We start from the raw sequence: 17,814 nt of genomic DNA, 5'->3' as shown, positions 1-17,814 counted from the left end.
ATGTCATGGATGTCTCCTCCGGTTAACAGGCGTGAGATCAAGCCATAAATTACCTGCAAGCAACGCCGTGATTGATTTTTTTCGTGCTCTGGCACCGGGCGCTGCTGACTTGATCTCGGATCAAAATATATGCCGCGCCAATTAATAAATCAAGTTGTTTTATTAATTAAGGTATAAACGGTGCCCAATACAAACAGCGCCCGGCAAGAGGCGCTGCTACAAATCGGGCTTGGGCGTGCGGTTATGCCGGTTCACTCTTCACTTCAATCTCTTCTACCTGCCGCCGCGCTTCATCGCGCAACAAACCTGCACAGGTAACAGCGAGTCGCATCAGTTGATCAGCATGGACGATGCCGACGGCGGGTGGTGCGGTCTCGCCTTTGAGATCCTCTGCATGCTGGCAGACGTCGCCATACTCGCAATAGTAAAGCGTAGAAAAGCATCACACCTGATAGGCACTGCGCCGTTACTGATGCTCAGTAATCGCATAAGGATTGTTGAAATTGATCGTTGTTCAAATGTCAGCCAATTCGCATACTTTGCACAGGTACGTAACTCTGCGCACCGCTGAACCGAGATAGGAACTGACGATGAAAATTACAAAAAAATTATTCAGTGCGGCCGTGGGCGCACTTTTGCTGGCTGGCACAGTCAGCGCCATCGCTGCCGACAAGACCGTTGTGGTCGGTTATCAAACCGATGCCTTGCCTTCCTCGCTGGCCATTGCCAACGGTGACTTTGAAAAGGCAACCGGCACCAAGATTGACTTCCGTAAATTCAACTCCGGTGCAGACGTGATCGCCGCTATCGCTGGCGGTGACGTGCAAGTCGGCTACGTCGGTTCGAGCCCGTTTGCCGCTGCCGCATCGCGCGGTCTGGATGTCAAGGCGTTCTATCTGGCTTCCATCTCCGGTACCGACGAAGCATTGGTCGTACGTAACGGCTCCGGCATCAATGGTCTGGGTGACCTCAAGGGCAAGAAGCTCGCTGCAGCACCGGTTTCGACCGACCATTATCAATTGCTGGCATTGATCAAGAACCAGGGCCTGACTGAAAAAGATGTCCACATCTTTGCCATTCCCCAACCAGAAATCGTCGCAGCCTATAACCGTGGCGATATCGACGGTGGCTTCGTCTGGGACCCGGCACTGACTGAACTGAAAAAAGGCGGCAAGGTATTGGTAACCTCGAAAGATGTCGCCGAAAAAGGTGCACCAACCTTTTCCGCATGGATCGCTACCGGCACCTTTGCCAAGGAACATCCTGAATTTCTGAAGGCTTTTAGCAGCGTCGTGGATAAAGAAACCAAGTCCTTCATCAACGACAAGGCGGCATGGAGCAAAGATAGCGAGAACGCCAAGCAATTGGCAAAGCTGCTCGGTGGTACCCCTGCTGATCAAGCTGCGGGCCTTCAGAACCTGAACCTGGTGCCAGTCACAGCACAAGCATCCGATATCTGGTTGGGTGGCGGTGAAAACTCCGGTATTGCAAAGATCCTCAAGGAAACCTCGGCTTTTCTGAAGGAGCAAAAGAAGATTTCTGACGTCCTGCCCAGCTATGCGTCATTCGTGACACCAACAGCGGTATCGTCACTGAAATAAGTAGCACAGTCACCCCAACCGACCGCCGTGCCGATAGGAACCTATCGCACGGCGCTTGCATTTTCTGGAGCAAAGAGACAAAGCGATGTTGAAAGTAGATAACGCCAGCGTATTTTTTTCCGCGCGCGACGGCCAGGTCGTCCATGCCCTGGACCGGGTGTCGCTGGATATTCCTAACGGTAGTTTTGTGGTCGCATTGGGCACATCCGGCTGCGGCAAATCCACCTTGCTCAATGCCATGGCAGGCTTTTTACCACTCTCCGAAGGAAGTATCACGCTCGATGGCGTACCGGTCACACAACCTGGTGCCGAACGCGGTGTGGTGTTTCAGAAGGACAGTTTGCTGCCCTGGAAATCCGTACTGGAAAATGTCGCACTAGGGCTGAAATTTGCCGGCCTCTCCAAAAGCGAACGCAACGAGCGGGCGCAAGAGCTGCTGCGCTTGGTTGGCCTGCAAGACTTTGCCCACTCGGCTCCCTATGAACTCTCCGGCGGTATGCGCCAACGTGTTGGTCTGGCACGGGCATTGGCCCCGGACCCGACAATTTTATTGATGGATGAGCCCTTTGGCGCACTCGACAGCATGACCCGCGAACAGATGCAGGAGCTGCTGGTATCGGTGTGGGCACGCACCGGAAAGCAGGTATTTTTTATCACCCACTCCATCGAAGAGGCACTCTTCCTTGGCACGCAAGTGATCGTCATGTCGCCACGCCCGGGCCGTATTGTGGCGCGCTTTGAACCAGACTTTGTGCGCCGCTTTGCCGCCGAACGCGATGCCCGTGCCATCAAAACCTTGCCCGCCTTTGCCGAATTGCGCGAAGAGATTCGCGCCATTGTTCACCAAACCGAAGACCTTGTGACACTATGACCGAACAAGCCCAATCCCTACCCCTGCTGCATCAGGCCGAGTCCAGCGCCGGCTCGCAGCAAACGTTATCGACGTCGCCCAAGCTGGTCAACATGCGCAGCTTTGGCATTGGCGAAGGTTCCACCGCGGCGATCAGTGCGGTCGCAGGCATCGCTATTCTGACGCTGTGGTGGCTGCTCTCGCAAACCGGCTGGGTATCCCATCTATTTCTGCCGACACCAGCCGAGGTGCTCACGATTGCGCAGAGTATCTGGGAAGATGGTTATGCCAATGCGACCCTGTGGGAGCACGTCTCAGCGAGCCTGCTCAGAATTCTGTCGGCTGCCGGGATTGCTGTTGTGCTCGGCATCCCCGTGGGCTTGCTGATGGGATTGAACCGCTGGGTCAAGGGTGTACTCGATACCCCAATCGAGTTTTACTGGCCATTGCCACCGCTGGCTTATTTACCCTTGATGATTATCTGGCTAGGTATCGGCGAAGCCTCCAAGATTACCCTGCTGACCTTGGCCATGTTTGCCCCGATCGTGCTCTCGGCGCAGGCAGGTGTGCGCTCGTTACCGCAAGAGCGGGTCAACGCAGCGCTGTCGCTGGGTGCAACGCGCTGGCAATTGCTAACGGAAGTCGTCTTGCCCTCGGCCTTGCCAGAAATTCTCACTGGCATCCGTATTGCACTGGGTGTCGGCTGGAGCACACTGGTGGCAGCTGAACTGATCGCCGCCAATCAGGGCATCGGCTTCATGATCATGTCGGCCTCACATTTTCTGGCCACCGATGCGGTGTTCGTCGGCATCGCCGTGATCGCCGCGTGCGCGTTTGCGTTCAGCTACGGGATGCGCTTGCTGGAGCGAGCGCTGGTTCCCTGGAAAGGGAAAAGCTAGGGCTGGCGCGTAGTCAATCGTGAAGGCAAAAAACCTCGCTATTACAAGGCGAGGTTTTTTTGTTATCTGATGCCGGGAGCAAACTTAACGCTCACCACCCACCAAACCGCTCCCACACCTGTAACTCATTCCCCACCGCTGGCAGCACGACATACCGTTGATGCTGCGCCCCGGTGGCACAAGCGTGATTGGGCACAATCCGCAACTGTGACCCAATCGGGAATTTCTGCGCGATATTGGTCTGCGCTTGACCATCCCATTGCAGTACGCCGTGCTCCTGATTGGCCTGCGTGAACGCCAACTCCGGAATCACCTTGCCAGCAACATCGCACACCATGCCGTAACCGAAATCGTGCTCCTGCTTCTGTGTGCCACGGTCACGGCTCATCGCCATCCAGCCACCGTCCGTAATAATCCAGCCGTTCGCTGGACGATGACCGATCACTGTGCACAGTACACTGAGAGCGATGTCTTCCTTGCTGCAGATACCCACACCCGCCATCACCAGATCAAAGAAAACATAAACACCGGCACGCACCTCGGTCACGCCGGGCAGAGACGTCGCGCTCAATGCCGTCGGCGTCGAGCCGATACTGACGACTTCACACGGGTAGCCAGCCGCACGCAGGTTTTCTGCCGCCAGCACACAAAGTGAACGTTCTTGCTCCGCCATGGCGACCAGTGCTTCGGGAGTACGTAGGTCATAGGAGCTACCGGCATGAGTCAGTACGCCTTTAAACCGCGCGCCCTGCTTGCCATCGTTTTGCAATGTAGAGGCTACCTGCAGCAGCAAGGGATCAGCGGGTTCAATACCGGAGCGATGGCCGTCAGTATCGACCTCGATGAGCACCTCATAGCAAACACCATTGGCACGACCATGCTGGCTCAGCATCTCGGCAGCGGCAACCGATTCCACCAATAAGGTCAGATGCAACCCGGCACGCAATAGTTGTAAGGCATGCTCAAGCTTGTTTGGCACCATCGCCACGGCGTAAAGAATGTCGTTGAAGCCTTGGCCGAAAAATTCTTCCGCTTCCTTCAGCGTCGATACAGTAATACCTGTCGCACCAGCGGCAAGCTGCCGCCGCGCGACTTCGGGACATTTACTGGTTTTGACATGCGGGCGGAAAGCCACACCCAAACTGTTCATGCGTGTTTGCATGCGCACGATATTGCGCTGCATTGTTTGCTCGTCGAGCAGTAGCAGCGGCGTTTCCAGTGTTGGCAGGGATTGCCATGTTAAAGCAGCATACATGATGGTCTCAATCGATCAAAAAATTACCAGGGCCATGCAACGTCGATACCAACGCCGCTAGCAAGGGCACGTTGGTAGATAAGACGGGCGACCGTTAAGTCTTGCAGCGCCAGCCCGGTCATGTCGAACAGGGTAATGTCGTCCGGCTGGCGCTGCAGTTGAACTGCACCACGTAACAAATCACCAATCTCGTGGCAAGGTGTTTCGGGCGCCCATTGCGTCTCGCCAATCTGTCGCGCCTGAATGGCGTCATCGACTACCAGCCGCACCCGAGGCAAGACGCCCTCTGGTAACTCGCGCTTGCCTTTGGTGTCGGTACCGACGCAATTCAGGTGGGTTCCCGGCTGAATCGCAGCAACGTGAAATAGCGCTCCCAAACCAGGTGTTGTGGTAACCACAATCTGGCTGGAGGCCACGGCGGCATCGGCATCAGTGGCGTGCTGCAGGCTGACTTGGTCGCGGAACAAGGCTTCAAAGCTAGCGCTGGGTTGGTGATCGGCACTGAGGTAAAGCACCTTACGAATATCAGGCCGGACCTGCAACGCATAACGCAGCTGCGCACGCGCCTGCACACCTGTGCCAAACACGCACAGCTGACTGACATGCTCTGGTGCCATCTGTTGCAGACCGATAGCCCCCGCTGCGCCGGTACGCGCCGTGGTAATGGCATTACCATCGATGATGCATTGCGGACGACCCGTCGCTGGATTGACCAGCATGATCGTGGCTTGATGTGGCTCGCTGCCGAGGGTGCGATTGTCTGGCCAGAAACCAGCGGCCTTGAAGCCGAGCAGACTATCGATCTGCACATCACCGGCCTTGATACCGAAGATACCGCCAGTGGCAAGCTTCTCGCGGATGACAGGGAATACCCGGCCCTTGCCTTCGCTGTGCAACAGAAAGGCATCGCGTACGGCTTGCAAGACATCGTTCGGTTGCAGGAAGGACGCCACGACATCGGCGTTGAGCAATAGCAAGCGAGCGTTATTTGACATAGGTATAGACCGAGGCGCGTGACACGCCGAGATGTTCGGCGATGATTTCCATCGACCGGCGTACTTCCAGCAAACCGGACTCTTTGAGTTCTTGCAGCAGTTGCTTGCGTTCGCGCGTTTTGAGGGTGCGCGGCGAACTGGCCAGTCTGGCGGCAAACTGATCAATGCGGGCGCGAATCGCATCGGCACCTGCCGGATCGAGTGACTCGCCGGGTTTCTTGGCAGAGTCGATTGCCAGGAACTGGTTCATGGCATTCTGAAAACCATGGAATAAGGTCAGATCAACATTCATGCACAAGGCGGCAATGTAATTGCCGCTCGTATCCTTGATACCAATCGAGGTACTTTTGACCTGCCGGCCATCGGCAAACTTGTTGGGATAATTGGCAATGATCTGATCAAAATCAGGATCGATGATGCGTGCCAGACCAAGCTCGGTCGCTGGCTGGCCGATATCACGCTGCGACAGGTTATTGTGAATGGCCAATACCGCATGCTTTGGGTCCAGCAGATCATGCACCACCACTTCGCAAAACGGCGCAAAGGTCTGACCGAGGCCATCGGCAATCTGCTTCACCTGTTCCAGCAACTGGAGTTGTTCGGTGCTCTTTTTCATCGTGTTCGTAACATTCAAGCCAGTAATTGCGACAAAACCGGCAAATCCACATTACCACCACTGACAATCACGCCAACGCGCTTGCCTGCAATCGGATAGGCCTGTTGCAGCGCGGCTGCCGCCCCCAGACAACCGGTTGGCTCAACCACGATTTTCATGCGCTCGGCAAAGAACTTCATGGTGCTAATTAACTGTGCATCATCAACGGTGACGATGTCTTTGACATGCTGCTGAAAGATCGGGAAATTATGTTCGCCCACGTGGGTGACCTTGGCACCGTCAGCGATCGTGTCCGGCACCGGAATATGAATGATCTTGCCGGCACGGAAGGATTGCTGGCCATCATTGCCCAGCGCAGGCTCGACACCAATCACTTCACATTGCGGCGACGCCCCCGAGGCGGCCAGTGCCGAACCTGCCAGCAAACCGCCACCGCCAAGACAGACCAGCAACACATCAAGCTGCCCCACTTCTTCAAACAGTTCCAGCGCTGCGGTGCCTTGGCCACAGATGACATCTGGATGATCGTAGGACGGAATCAGCGTCATGCCGCGACGCTCAGCCAGATCGCGCCCGATCGCTTCGCGATCTTCGGTGTAGCGGTTATAGGTTTGCACTTCCGCACCATATTCGCGGGTGGCCGTGATCTTGGTCTGCGGCGCATCGTGCGGCATCAGCACCAGCGCCGGGATGTTCAGCAGGCGCGAGGCCAAACCGATGGCTTGGGCATGATTGCCAGATGAAAAAGACACCACGCCAGCCTTGCGCTGCGCTTCGGTGAATTGCGACAGCGCATTGTAGGCACCACGAAACTTGAAGGCACCGACGCGCTGAAAGTTTTCACATTTGAAAAACAGTTCCGCACCGGCAAGGGCATTGGCGGTCTTGGAGGTCAGTACTGGAGTGCGATGGGCAACACCGGCGATACGCTTGGCGGCGTCTTGAATATGGCGGAACTGGAGAGGTGAGGCGACGGTCATGATGTGCTCCGGAATGACTGATCGAGAAATCAGAGGGTGAGATGGCTTTGATATGGATAATTTATCCATTTCTGGATAAAAAATCAAATTAAATTCCATATTCAGACAAATCGTCCAGAACGATCTGATCATACAGCAATAAAAAACTCTGCAAATCAATGACTTGCAGAGTTTCTGCCGCAACGGTCACAGCAGTGGCAATGGCTCAGTCAGAGACAGGAGGCTTCGCGTCTGCTTTGGCATTGGATACCCGTGTTTGGCTTGGCGCCAGCACCAACCATACTGCCAGCGCAATCAGACCGCCGCCTTCCAGATGCGCCAGTGTGACCTGCTCCCCGAGAAACAGAAATCCCCAAAGCACGCCAAAGGGAGGAATCAGAAAAGTTACCGTCAGTGACTTCACTGGGCCGATATCCGCGATCAAACGGAAGTAGAGAATATAGGCAAACGCTGTACAAAAAACCCCGACCCCAAGCACCGCCAGCCAGACATGCATATCGCCCCACGACGCCATCGGTGCGATCAATGCCGCGCCACCAAAGATCGGTGCCAGAAAAACGGTAGCACCAATCTGGCTACCAAAAGCTACCAATTTGGCGTCTAGCCCACCCTTTTCCGAAATCCAGCGCTTGGTCAAAAATCCAGCCGTGCCGTAGCAAGCCGTTGCTACCAGACAGGCCAATGCCCCCAGAACCACGGTGCTGCTAATGGTGACCGGACCGGTTGCGGTCAACAGGCTGACACCGGCAAGACCGGCAATGACCCCGCCGATTTTCTTGCCGCTGAGGGTTTCCTGAAAGAAGAGGTAACCGATCACCACCCCCATCAACGGGGTCGTCGCATTGAAGATGGCCGAATAACCGGCAGGCAGCAGCTTGGCTGCCAGGCAATACATCAAAAAGGGAATGCCGGAATTGATCACGCCCAACAGCATCGTCGACTTGAACTTGCCCTTGAAGACCCACGTTGTGCGCATCAATGCCAACAATACGGCCAGCCCGATGGCACCAAACAAGACCCGGAAGAATGCCGTCGGCAACGCCCCCAGCACCGGTGCTGCAATCCGCATGAGCAAGAAGCTTGCTCCCCAGATCGCCGCTAGTAGAACCAGTCTTGCATAGTCTGCCACCCGCATCCTTTTCTCCTTAAGTTGTTTATCGATTCACCATGCTGATGATCGGTAGCATGGATTAAACGCTGCTTCTCAGGAATTCTCAATCCATTTATTGCTTTCAAATCAAGCCTGTCTTGCAAAACTGCAAAGGAATCCACACTCCTTCCACACTAGGCGGATCAAGGCCCACCTTCACTGGTAAGATCGAGAATCTAGCGTCACGCAACGGCACAATTACCATTCGCTCTACGCGCGTTGACTCGCACTATTCTCAAGCAATAACAACAGACAGCGACTACATCGCCCGCTGCTTCTAAAGGACAAACATGGCCGTCAGCGTTTTCGATATCTTCAAAATTGGCATTGGCCCCTCCAGCTCGCATACCGTTGGCCCCATGCGCGCAGCCTTGATGTTTGCAAACCATCTGCAAGACGAAAACAAACTCGCTGACGTCCACACCATCCGCATTGCCCTCTATGGCTCACTGGGCGCCACCGGCAAAGGGCATGGTACCGATAAAGGCGTCATCCTTGGCCTGATGGGCCATGCGCCGGATAGCATCGATCCTGATCTCGCCAATGGCTACCTTGTGGACATGCGCCAGAGCAGCACCTTACGCATTCTTGATCAGCATCCGGTGCGTTTTACGGAGAAAGAACACATTCTCTTCTACCGCCGCGAAGCCATGGCAGAACACCCAAATGGCATGAAATTCGAAGCCCTTGATGCGCAACAGCAGGTAGTAGCTGCGAAAGCCTACCTGTCTGTCGGCGGTGGTTTCGTCGTCACTGCCGGCGCACCCAACACACAGGTGATGGCAGCTGCACAGCAATTACCCTATGGCTTCAAGACTGGCGACGAGTTATTGGCCATCTGCGCCAGTCACAACATGACGGTCGCGCAGATCATGCTGGAAAATGAGAAGACCTGGCGCAGCGCCGACGACATTCGCAGCCAGCTTTTGCATATTTGGAGCGTCATGCAAGCCTGTGTGGACCGCGGCTGCCACTCCAGCGATCCGATGCCCGGCCCGCTCAAGGTCCGTCGTCGTGCGCCCGATCTGCTTCAGCAACTGAGCAAACGCGGTGAGCGCGGCCTTGCTGATCCCTTATCCGTACTGGACTGGCTGAACCTGTACGCCATGGCCGTCAATGAAGAGAACGCCTGTGGTGGCCGTGTCGTGACAGCACCAACCAATGGTGCCGCCGGCATTATCCCGGCGGTGCTGCATTACTACGACCGTTTCTGTCCGGGTGCCAATGAAGATGGCATTGTGGAGTTTTTACTGACTGCCGGTGCGATTGGCATTCTCTACAAACTCAACGCTTCCATCTCCGGTGCCGAGGTTGGCTGCCAGGGTGAAGTCGGCGTTGCCTGTTCGATGGCTGCAGGGGCATTGTGCGCCGTCACAGGTGGTTCGGTAGCGCAGGTCGAGAACGCTGCCGAGATCGGCATGGAACATAATCTCGGTCTCACCTGCGATCCCGTCGGCGGCTTGGTGCAGATTCCCTGCATAGAACGCAACGCCATGGGTGCCACCAAAGCCGTCACCGCTGCCCGTATGGCATTGCGTGGTAATGGGCAACATTTTGTCTCACTCGATTCGGTCATCAAGACCATGAAGGAAACCGGCGCCGACATGAAGACCAAGTACAAGGAAACCTCACGCGGCGGGCTGGCGGTGAATATCGTTGAGTGTTGATGACATTGGTGCCATTGGTACCGACAAGAGATACAGCAATGAACATCCTCGTCATTTCCGGCAGCCGGTATAAAGCAGTGAAACTGCAACAAGCAGTAAAGACCTGCTAATGCCTATTGGCTTACGTCGTATTACCATGCTGGCGCTGTGTTAATCAGCCACATAATATGACTATAGATAATCCCTTATGTGCCTTAAAGAACTATCTATAGCACTAAAAAATCATGCCAAAGAAACTCATCTCCACATCTGACAAGTATCCAACTCTAGTACTGGAACGCTGTAGGCTCTGGGGTGAGGTCATCAAATCGCAACGCCTGACACAACGCATCACGGGAGCCGAACTTTGTCAGCGTGCGCAAATTTCCAAAAACACACTGGGGCGCATCGAACGCGGCGATCCTGCTGCTGCCATTGGTGCCTATCTATCGGTATTGAATGTGCTCGGAATGCTATCGGTACTAGTGCCAACACCACCAGCAACAGCTTTGCCTGAACTGATCACGGATGCACGTGGCCGTGCTCGGCGGGTAAGACATCCAACACTGGAACGGTCCATAACGATGACTATTTCTAAGACATTCGACTAGTGTGTCTACGTCTATAGGCTATAGACGGCATTGAACGCTATACATTGCTCAGAAAGTTAAGTGACAGTCCAATTTTTTGCAATTTGGGCTGCCGCTTTCTTTATATGATCAGCTAAGAAAACTATTGGTATTACGTTACCGGATAAGCCTCATGCGTGAAGTTTCCGCTCTCCCTGCTTGAACCAGGCATTCACGATTTTATTTCTCTCGACCTCGTAAATGCAGATCACCTCGATCTCCCCTGGTCCCTCAGGGAAGGTTCGCGTCACGGTTTCGTAATCAACCATCATGTTGCCGACTACGATACGGTTGTGAAGACTTCCATAGAGATTCGACTCCTTGAAGCGCTCAATATGTCGCTCACAAATCGCAGCAATACCATCGGCAACAAGCGTGGAGGGGAAGACATAATATTTACAGTCATCCGCCCACCACGTCATAAAGCTGTCGATATCACGCGCGTTTAGGCTTCAAGCTGCTTCTGCAAGATCCTCCACCTGCCGCCTTGCCTCATCACGCAACAACCCTGCTGATGCAATCGCCATCCGCATCAATTGATCGGCTTGCACTACGCCGACTACCGGGGTGGCTGGTGTATCTGCATCGGCATCCTCATTGGCCGCACGCTCAAGTGCACTGGCGTACACAATTTGCAGACAGGCGTGAATGCCTGCTGAAACATCGAGTGTGGTTTCCAGAAGATTGCCGTAGAGGCTACCCTGCAACTCGCCGTCGACCCAATGAAAATCCTGATGGATCGTGGAGTCTGCTGCGCGTGTGGATGTGTCTGCGGATGTATCTGATGAAGTGTCGTTGGTGCTGGCGGAACTGCTGTCGTTGTCGATCATGGAGCCTCCGTTAAGGTACACAAGTGAAGTACCGGCCAGCTCCTCAACATGACGAGGGTGGCGGGCACAAGACAGGGTTGACAGACCGGGAACCATACCAGAACCGGCACACCCGAAGGTGTCCCTGCCAAGGCCCGCCATAGAGACGTGCGAAAGCAGGGCGAAAAAAACGCGTCACAAAGACGCGGCCTTTCGCCGGTACGATTCACAGGCTGTCAAACCTGATCCCATTCTTTTTTAGGGATGCGTTCAGAATACCGTTCGATAAAACGATGGTCAACGTTTATTGCCCAATTACATGTCTTCGCTGATTCTTGCTGTTCCTCGGACGACCTAGCCGGGGGTGGCCCGGCAGCCACTCACTTTTCTTGCTTCGCCAAGAAAAGTAAGCAAAAGAAGGCGACCGCAATTTACGTCGCCCCTTCGGGGTTCCCGGCACCGTGCCGCATCAATCGGGACCGATGCAAACTCGCTTCGCTCAGACAAGCATCGATCTTCTTCCGATTGCTGCAACACAGTACCGGCGACTCCACATGCGGGATTCCCAAACCGCTCGCTTCGCATCGCGCTGACGAATGCACGCAAATTCAGACTTGGCATTCACGCTAAAAAACACAGCGAAAAATCTCACAATAAATACTGTCGCATACCGCCCTACCAAGGCAATGCGTAGCGAGCCGGCAAAAAGAATTCCGCATGTGGAGTCGCCGCTGATGCGCTGCGGCAATTGGAAAAAGAGAAGCGCTTGTCTGAGCGTAGCGAGTTGTGCGCTTCTCCCGATTGACGTGGTGCAGCGGCGGGCCCCCCGCAGGGGCGACGTAAGTTGCGGTCGCCTTCTTTTGCTTACTTTTCTTGGCGAAGCAAGAAAAGTGAGTGGCTGCCGGGCCACCCCCGGCTAGGTCGTCCGAAGAACAGCAAGAATCAGCGAAGAAAGAGCAATCCAACGCTAACAAGCTCACCATGAGCTAAAAAGGGACATCTCTACTGAGCGCAACCACGAATATTGCCAAATAACCATTTTTGAGTACCGCACCTGATTTACCAAAACTTGATACGATCTGCCCTGCTCAAGTGCGGCCGAATATCCATCATCCGCATCCACCGTATGCACGAACCCAAGGGAGAACACATGAAGACCAAAGCAGCCGTCGCATGGAAAGCAGGCGCACCACTGACCATTGAAGAAGTTGATCTCGCCGGCCCGCGTACCGGTGAAGTGCTGGTCGAAATCAAGGCCACCGGCATCTGCCATACCGACTACTACACCCTCTCCGGCGCCGATCCGGAAGGCTTGTTCCCAGCCATTCTCGGCCACGAAGGTGCGGGTGTGGTTCTCGAAGTTGGACCTGGCGTGAAGAGCCTGAAGAAAGATGACCACGTCATCCCGCTCTACACACCCGAATGCCGCGAATGCAAATTCTGCCTCTCGCAAAAGACCAATCTGTGTCAGGCCATCCGCTCGACCCAAGGCCGTGGCTTGATGCCAGACGCCACCAGCCGCTTCTCGCTGGATGGCAAGCCGCTGTTCCATTACATGGGAACCTCAACGTTTTCCAACTACATCGTGGTGCCTGAAATCGCCCTCGCAAAAATTCGCGAAGACGCCCCCTTCGATAAGGTTTGCTACATCGGCTGTGGCGTGACCACAGGCGTCGGCGCGGTGCTGTTCACCGCCAAGGTGGAAGCTGGTGCCAACGTGGTCGTGTTTGGTCTGGGCGGGATCGGCTTGAACGTGATTCAGGCAGCGCGTATGGTCGGTGCCAACAAGATCATCGGCGTTGACCTGAATCCGGGCCGTGAAGCAATGGCACGCAAATTTGGCATGACCCATTTCATCAATCCCAAGGATGTTCCGAATGTCGTCGATGCCATCATTGGCCTGACCGACGGCGGTGCCGACTACAGCTTCGAATGTATCGGCAACACCACCACCATGCGTCAATCGCTGGAATGCTGTCACAAGGGCTGGGGCCAGTCGATCATCATCGGCGTCGCTGCTGCCGGGCAGGAAATCAGCACCCGCCCGTTCCAGCTGGTAACCGGCCGGGTCTGGAAGGGTTCTGCCTTCGGCGGTGCACGTGGTCGGACCGATGTCCCAAAGATTGTCGACTGGTACATGGAAGGCAAGCTCAACATCGACGACCTGATCACCCACAAGCTGCCGCTGGAGCGGATCAATGAAGGTTTTGATCTGATGAAGAGTGGCGAGTCCATCCGTTCTGTCGTCGAGTTCTGATATGGCCATCGAACTGCTCAGTGAACACGCCTGCTTTGGTGGCGTGCAACAGTTTTACCAGCATCACTCCACTGAAATCGGCCTGCCGATGCGCTTCTCGGTCTTTGTGCCACCGCAGGCGGCACAGGGCAAGGTACCGGTGCTGTTCTATCTGGCCGGGTTGACCTGTACTGAAGAAACCTTTGTCATCAAGGCTGGCGCGCAACGCGTAGCTGCAGAACTGGGGATCATGCTGGTGTCGCCCGACACCAGCCCGCGCGGGGCGAATATCGTCGGCGAAAGTGACTCCTGGGACTTCGGCGTGGCCGCGGGATTCTATGTCGATGCAACCCAAGCACCATGGAGTAGCCACTACCGGATGGAGTCGTATGTTACAGGTGAACTGCGACAACTGGTATTGCAGCAGTTTGCAGCGAATCAGGAGCGTATCGGGATCTTTGGCCATTCGATGGGTGGGCATGGCGCATTGACACTGGCATTGCGCCATCGCGATCTGTACCACTCCGTCTCGGCATTTGCACCGATTGCGGCACCGTCGCAATGCCCCTGGGGTGAAAAGGCTTTCAGTCATTATCTCGGCAACGACAAGGCAGTATGGCAGCAGCATGATGCCAGCGCGCTGATGCGCAACCTGCAGCGGCCGTTCCCCAAGGGGATTTTGATTGATCAGGGCCTGAGTGATAAATTCCTCGCGGAGCAACTGCTCCCGGAGGAATTTGAATCAGCCTGTGTGGCGGCTGCCCAGCCACTGCGCCTGCGACGGCATGCAGGTTACGATCATGGGTATTACTTCATCTCCAGCTTCATGGAGGATCACCTGCGGTTTCATGCAGAGGTGTTGGGTTAGGTTAAAGGGAGATTACTGTCTGCAGCATGACCAATGTGGTCTCGCATGGCAGGTTAGTAATCCCTCAAAATACGCTGCAACTCGGTCGTACTGCATTCGCGATTCAGACTGAGTGCCACCATCATCAGGATGCGGGCCTTATGCGCAATCTGGTCTCCGACCACCAACCAATCGTAGGCGTCATCGGGTTGCGCACCATTGCGCACGACCACGCCACTACCTGTGCGTGAAGCGCGCACAATATGGATACCGCGGTTGCGCGCCTGCCGCAGGCTATCCACCAGCGATTGGGCAACATTACCGTTGCCAGTACCAGCGTAGATGATCGCGCTGACGCCACCATCGATCATGGCCTTGATCAAGCCTGGGCGCACGCCACCGTGGGCATACACCACACCAACTTCGGGTAGCGTGGCGATCTGTTCTATCGACCAGTCTGTGTGGACTGTATGCGGTCGCACAGGCGCGCGGTAGAACAATGCCTCACCCTCCACCACTACACCCAACGGACCGTACGGCGAGCTGAAGGCTTCCAGTTTGAAGGTATTTTGCTTGGAGACGTCGCGTGCGGTATGAATCTCGTCGTTGCAGACCAGTAGCGTCCCTTTGCCACGTGCCTTGGGGCTGGAGGCAACTACGATGGCGTTATACAGATTCAATGGACCGTCACCACTGAGTGCCGAGGGCGGCCGCATGGCGCCGACGAATACCACGGGCTTGTCGCTGTCGAGCGTGAGATGCAAAAAGTAAGCGGTCTCTTCCATGGTGTCGGTGCCATGCGTGATGACGATGCCGTCAACGTCATCACGCTTGAGCAAGGCAGAGACACGCTTTGCCAGCGTTAGCAATTGCTGGCTGCCAAAGTTTTCAGAACCCATCTGAAACAGTTGCTCAGCACCAATATGCGCAATCTCTGAGGCGGCTTCGACACTGGCAAGAATCTCTTCAATCGGTAACACCGAGCAATCGTAGGCCGATGCATTTACGGTGCTTTCACCGCGTCCAGCAATAGTGCCGCCGGTGCCGATGAGTACGATATGCGGTTTATGGTGGGTGATCGTCATGGGAGAGCAATGATCCGATTCATGGGAGGTCTCGACATTGTTTAATTACCGACGCGGCGCAGATCACGACGCAGACGCTTTTCCAGCAGCCGTGCCAGCATCGACAACGGCCACGCCACGGCGAAATAAAACAGACCAGCCAGGATGAAAATCTGTAGTGGCAGAAATGATTCCGAAGCAATCGCCTTTGCCGCTAGCATCAACTCATCAGTGGCAATGAGCGCACATAAGGAGGTATCCTTGAGGAGCGAAACGAAGGTGATCATCAGCGGTGGCAACATGCTGCGTGCCGCTTGCGGTAGCAGAATGTGCAGCATTGCCGCACGCGGTGTCATCCCGGTTGCAAGCGCTGCCTCACGCTGCCCGTGATGCAGGGCAGTAAGGCTGCCACGTACGATTTCAGCAATGTAGGCGCTTCCGATCAGCCCCAATCCCAGTACGCCAGCATCGAAGCCACGCAAGGTAATCCCCAGCGGTGGCAAGCCGAAATAAAGTGATAACAACAGCGCCAGTAAAGGAATTGCCCGCATCACCTGGACCAATGCCATGGCAGGAGACCGAACCCAGCGACGTCGGTTCATCAGCGCCGCAGCAAGTAAGCTTCCGAGTAGTAAGGCAAGCAAGAAACCCAGTATCGATAGCGCTGCGGTTGTCCTGACACCTGCCATGAGACGTGGCATCCAATCGGCCAGGTAGTCTTGATAGTGCAACATAAATTCAAGCATCACACCCTCCTCCAACGACGTTCATGCCGTAATACACCTGCACCGATAGGCAAGATCATCACGATATAAATCAGGATTACCGCGAGGTAGATCAGTGAGGTATCGAAGGTCGATGTCACCAGATTGCGCGCAAAGAACATGATTTCCGGTGCGGCAATAGCCGAGGCTATCGAAGTGTCCTTTACCAGTTGTGCCGCGTAGTTGCTGAGCGGCCCGAGCGTGTTGCGCAACACTTGCGGCAGCATGATGTAGCGCCAGTTCTGGAACGGCGTCATGCCGATTGCCAGCGCTGCCTCGCTCTGTCCAACGTGTAGTGAACGAAACCCTGCCTGAAACACGTCTGCCAAGACGGCTGTCCCGATCATACCAAGACCGATGATGGCGGCGCTCATGGCGCCCAGCCGGATGCCCACGGCCGGTAAGCCGAAGTACAGAATAAACACGTGTGCCAGTGCGGGGACATTGCGCAACCATTCACCATAGGCAGAGATCAACCACTTGAGCCAGCGTGATCGGGCGAAGGTGGCGGCAGTACCTACGAGCAGGCCGCCGATACCAGCAACCACAAACGCCCCCACGGCTATCTGCAAGGCGGTCCATGCGCCGGAGATGAGTAGCGGCAGAATGTGTAGCAGCCGTATGCTGACAAGCTCATTCATACCGTAGCTCCCTGCAGATCGTAGCCGCTCTCGAGTTGTCCGAGAAAGCAGCGAGTGCGCTCATGTTGGGGATGGTCAATCACCTGCTGTGGCGTACCCTGCTCGATGATCTTGCCACCATCCATGAAAATCACGCGATCGGCAACTTCGCGGGCAAAGCGGATTTCATGCGTGACCAGAATCATGGAGCGATCTTCCTGCGCCAGCGTTTTGATCACATTGAGAACCTCGCCAACAAGTTCAGGATCAAGTGCGGAAGTGGGCTCATCGAACAGGATCACCTTGGGCTGCTGCGCGAGTGCCCGGGCGATGGCCACGCGTTGCTGCTGTCCACCGGAGAGGCGATCGGGATAGGCATCTGCCTTGTGACGCATTTGTACTTTGTCGAGCATGGCATCAGCCAGTTCGTATGCTTGTTCACGTGACAGGCCACGTACCTTCATCGGGCCGATGGCGACATTGTCACGTACCGTGAGATGAGGCCAGAGATAAAAAAGCTGAAACACCATGGCAATTTCCTGACGTTGTGGTGCCAGTTCGGTGTCATTCATACGACGCAGGCTACCGTCACGCAGCTTCTTTTCACCGATGATTTCTTGCTCAAGATAAATGTGACCGATGCTCGGCAGTTCCAGATAATTGATGCAGCGCAGGCAGGTCGATTTACCGGAGCCGCTAGGACCGATGATGGCAACTGTCTCCCGTCGCATCAGGTCGAAGGAAATACCTTTGAGGATTTCCACATTTCCGTATTGCTTGTGCAGGTTATCGACCCGCAACAGTGGCATGTTCATGATAGTGAACTCATGGAGATCTTGCCGGTATCCGCCCA

The 17,814-nt window shown here is 55.2% G+C and carries 17 protein-coding genes and 1 pseudogene; 7 read left to right on the top strand and 11 right to left on the bottom strand.

Annotated features, from left to right (window positions below):
* Window positions 1-590 precede the first annotated feature (590 nt).
* From tauA to FHW66_RS09940, 3 genes are all read left to right on the top strand, one after another.
* Window positions 591-1,601 (top strand): taurine ABC transporter substrate-binding protein, encoded by a 1,011-nt coding sequence (gene tauA, locus FHW66_RS09950; RefSeq protein ID WP_183379618.1) that lies wholly within the window; start codon window positions 591-593, stop codon window positions 1,599-1,601.
* Window positions 1,602-1,686: 85 nt separating this feature from the next.
* Complete coding sequence (locus FHW66_RS09945; RefSeq protein ID WP_183379617.1) at window positions 1,687-2,472, top strand: taurine ABC transporter ATP-binding protein; 786 nt, start codon at window positions 1,687-1,689, stop codon at window positions 2,470-2,472.
* On the top strand, window positions 2,469-3,350 hold the full coding sequence (locus FHW66_RS09940; protein ID WP_183379616.1) for an ABC transporter permease subunit: 882 nt from the start codon (window positions 2,469-2,471) through the stop codon (window positions 3,348-3,350). Before FHW66_RS09945 ends, FHW66_RS09940 begins: the two co-directional genes overlap by 4 nt.
* Window positions 3,351-3,441: 91 nt before the next feature.
* Here the strand turns inward: FHW66_RS09940 and FHW66_RS09935 are convergent, their stop codons facing one another.
* From FHW66_RS09935 to FHW66_RS09915, 5 genes are all read right to left on the bottom strand, one after another.
* The gene (locus FHW66_RS09935) at window positions 3,442-4,605 is read right to left on the bottom strand and encodes an alanine racemase (protein ID WP_183379615.1); all 1,164 of its coding nucleotides are present in this window, start codon (window positions 4,603-4,605) and stop codon (window positions 3,442-3,444) included.
* Window positions 4,606-4,628: 23 nt separating this feature from the next.
* On the bottom strand, window positions 4,629-5,600 hold the full coding sequence (locus tag FHW66_RS09930) for an ornithine cyclodeaminase family protein (RefSeq protein WP_183379614.1): 972 nt from the start codon (window positions 5,598-5,600) through the stop codon (window positions 4,629-4,631).
* Entirely contained in the window at window positions 5,590-6,216 is a 627-nt protein-coding gene (locus FHW66_RS09925; RefSeq protein ID WP_183379613.1) for a transcriptional regulator, read from the bottom strand. Before FHW66_RS09925 ends, FHW66_RS09930 begins: the two co-directional genes overlap by 11 nt.
* 14 nt (window positions 6,217-6,230) lie before the next feature.
* The gene (locus FHW66_RS09920; RefSeq protein ID WP_183379612.1) at window positions 6,231-7,196 is read right to left on the bottom strand and encodes a threo-3-hydroxy-L-aspartate ammonia-lyase; all 966 of its coding nucleotides are present in this window, start codon (window positions 7,194-7,196) and stop codon (window positions 6,231-6,233) included.
* 205 nt (window positions 7,197-7,401) lie between these two features.
* Window positions 7,402-8,331: a DMT family transporter gene (locus tag FHW66_RS09915; RefSeq protein WP_183379611.1), complete on the bottom strand. Its 930-nt coding sequence runs from the start codon at window positions 8,329-8,331 to the stop codon at window positions 7,402-7,404.
* A gap of 305 nt (window positions 8,332-8,636) precedes the next feature.
* Between FHW66_RS09915 and FHW66_RS09910 the strand changes: the two genes are divergently transcribed.
* Window positions 8,637-10,013: an L-serine ammonia-lyase gene (locus FHW66_RS09910; protein ID WP_183379610.1), complete on the top strand. Its 1,377-nt coding sequence runs from the start codon at window positions 8,637-8,639 to the stop codon at window positions 10,011-10,013.
* Between the two features lie 224 nt (window positions 10,014-10,237).
* A complete protein-coding gene (locus FHW66_RS09905; protein ID WP_183379609.1) occupies window positions 10,238-10,603 on the top strand; it encodes a helix-turn-helix domain-containing protein in 366 nt (121 codons plus the stop codon).
* 149 nt (window positions 10,604-10,752) lie between these two features.
* On the opposite strand, the pseudogene FHW66_RS09900 reads toward FHW66_RS09905, so the two are convergent.
* Window positions 10,753-11,058: pseudogene (locus FHW66_RS09900) on the bottom strand (metal-dependent phosphohydrolase); the annotation flags it as partial.
* Window positions 11,059-11,073: 15 nt separating this feature from the next.
* Window positions 11,074-11,451: a hypothetical protein gene (locus FHW66_RS09895; protein ID WP_183379607.1), complete on the bottom strand. Its 378-nt coding sequence runs from the start codon at window positions 11,449-11,451 to the stop codon at window positions 11,074-11,076.
* 1,129 nt (window positions 11,452-12,580) lie between these two features.
* On the opposite strand from FHW66_RS09895, the gene FHW66_RS09890 reads away from it, so the two are divergent.
* Window positions 12,581-13,687 carry an S-(hydroxymethyl)glutathione dehydrogenase/class III alcohol dehydrogenase gene (locus tag FHW66_RS09890; RefSeq protein ID WP_183379606.1) on the top strand — a complete coding sequence of 369 codons (1,107 nt, stop codon included), beginning with the start codon at window positions 12,581-12,583 and terminating at the stop codon, window positions 13,685-13,687.
* Window position 13,688: 1 nt separating this feature from the next.
* Window positions 13,689-14,534: an S-formylglutathione hydrolase gene (gene fghA, locus FHW66_RS09885; RefSeq protein ID WP_183379605.1), complete on the top strand. Its 846-nt coding sequence runs from the start codon at window positions 13,689-13,691 to the stop codon at window positions 14,532-14,534.
* A 53-nt stretch (window positions 14,535-14,587) separates the two neighbouring features.
* Here fghA and FHW66_RS09880 read toward each other — a convergent pair whose 3' ends face one another.
* The 4 genes from FHW66_RS09880 to FHW66_RS09865 are packed head-to-tail and all read right to left on the bottom strand — an operon-like array spanning window position 14,588 to window position 17,776.
* Window positions 14,588-15,598, bottom strand: coding sequence for an asparaginase (locus tag FHW66_RS09880; RefSeq protein WP_183379604.1), 1,011 nt, complete (start codon window positions 15,596-15,598; stop codon window positions 14,588-14,590).
* A 41-nt stretch (window positions 15,599-15,639) separates the two neighbouring features.
* A complete protein-coding gene (locus FHW66_RS09875) occupies window positions 15,640-16,323 on the bottom strand; it encodes an amino acid ABC transporter permease (RefSeq protein WP_183379603.1) in 684 nt (227 codons plus the stop codon).
* Window positions 16,323-16,982 carry an amino acid ABC transporter permease gene (locus FHW66_RS09870; RefSeq protein ID WP_183379602.1) on the bottom strand — a complete coding sequence of 220 codons (660 nt, stop codon included), beginning with the start codon at window positions 16,980-16,982 and terminating at the stop codon, window positions 16,323-16,325. Before FHW66_RS09870 ends, FHW66_RS09875 begins: the two co-directional genes overlap by 1 nt.
* Entirely contained in the window at window positions 16,979-17,776 is a 798-nt protein-coding gene (locus tag FHW66_RS09865; protein ID WP_304607809.1) for an amino acid ABC transporter ATP-binding protein, read from the bottom strand. Before FHW66_RS09865 ends, FHW66_RS09870 begins: the two co-directional genes overlap by 4 nt.
* Window positions 17,777-17,814: the final 38 nt, after the last annotated feature.

The sequence above is a fragment of the Herbaspirillum sp. Sphag64 genome (genome assembly GCF_014192645.1).
Taxonomy (GTDB): domain Bacteria; phylum Pseudomonadota; class Gammaproteobacteria; order Burkholderiales; family Burkholderiaceae_D; genus Herbaspirillum.
Note: the sequence above shows the minus strand (reverse complement) of the source record. Positions and strands in the feature narration are given on the sequence as shown.

Excerpts from the sequence above, each read along its gene's own strand:
- tauA (WP_183379618.1), top strand. The coding sequence starts at position 591 with ATGAAAATTACAAAAAAATTATTCAGTGCGGCCGTGGGCGCACTTTTG.
- FHW66_RS09945 (WP_183379617.1), top strand. The coding sequence starts at position 1,687 with ATGTTGAAAGTAGATAACGCCAGCGTATTTTTTTCCGCGCGCGACGGC.
- FHW66_RS09940 (WP_183379616.1), top strand. The coding sequence starts at position 2,469 with ATGACCGAACAAGCCCAATCCCTACCCCTGCTGCATCAGGCCGAGTCC.
- FHW66_RS09935 (WP_183379615.1), bottom strand. The coding sequence starts at position 4,605 with ATGTATGCTGCTTTAACATGGCAATCCCTGCCAACACTGGAAACGCCG.
- FHW66_RS09930 (WP_183379614.1), bottom strand. The coding sequence starts at position 5,600 with ATGTCAAATAACGCTCGCTTGCTATTGCTCAACGCCGATGTCGTGGCG.
- FHW66_RS09925 (WP_183379613.1), bottom strand. The coding sequence starts at position 6,216 with ATGAAAAAGAGCACCGAACAACTCCAGTTGCTGGAACAGGTGAAGCAG.
- FHW66_RS09920 (WP_183379612.1), bottom strand. The coding sequence starts at position 7,196 with ATGACCGTCGCCTCACCTCTCCAGTTCCGCCATATTCAAGACGCCGCC.
- FHW66_RS09915 (WP_183379611.1), bottom strand. The coding sequence starts at position 8,331 with ATGCGGGTGGCAGACTATGCAAGACTGGTTCTACTAGCGGCGATCTGG.
- FHW66_RS09910 (WP_183379610.1), top strand. The coding sequence starts at position 8,637 with ATGGCCGTCAGCGTTTTCGATATCTTCAAAATTGGCATTGGCCCCTCC.
- FHW66_RS09905 (WP_183379609.1), top strand. The coding sequence starts at position 10,238 with ATGCCAAAGAAACTCATCTCCACATCTGACAAGTATCCAACTCTAGTA.
- FHW66_RS09895 (WP_183379607.1), bottom strand. The coding sequence starts at position 11,451 with ATGATCGACAACGACAGCAGTTCCGCCAGCACCAACGACACTTCATCA.
- FHW66_RS09890 (WP_183379606.1), top strand. The coding sequence starts at position 12,581 with ATGAAGACCAAAGCAGCCGTCGCATGGAAAGCAGGCGCACCACTGACC.
- fghA (WP_183379605.1), top strand. The coding sequence starts at position 13,689 with ATGGCCATCGAACTGCTCAGTGAACACGCCTGCTTTGGTGGCGTGCAA.
- FHW66_RS09880 (WP_183379604.1), bottom strand. The coding sequence starts at position 15,598 with ATGACGATCACCCACCATAAACCGCATATCGTACTCATCGGCACCGGC.
- FHW66_RS09875 (WP_183379603.1), bottom strand. The coding sequence starts at position 16,323 with ATGCTTGAATTTATGTTGCACTATCAAGACTACCTGGCCGATTGGATG.
- FHW66_RS09870 (WP_183379602.1), bottom strand. The coding sequence starts at position 16,982 with ATGAATGAGCTTGTCAGCATACGGCTGCTACACATTCTGCCGCTACTC.
- FHW66_RS09865 (WP_304607809.1), bottom strand. The coding sequence starts at position 17,776 with ATGAACATGCCACTGTTGCGGGTCGATAACCTGCACAAGCAATACGGA.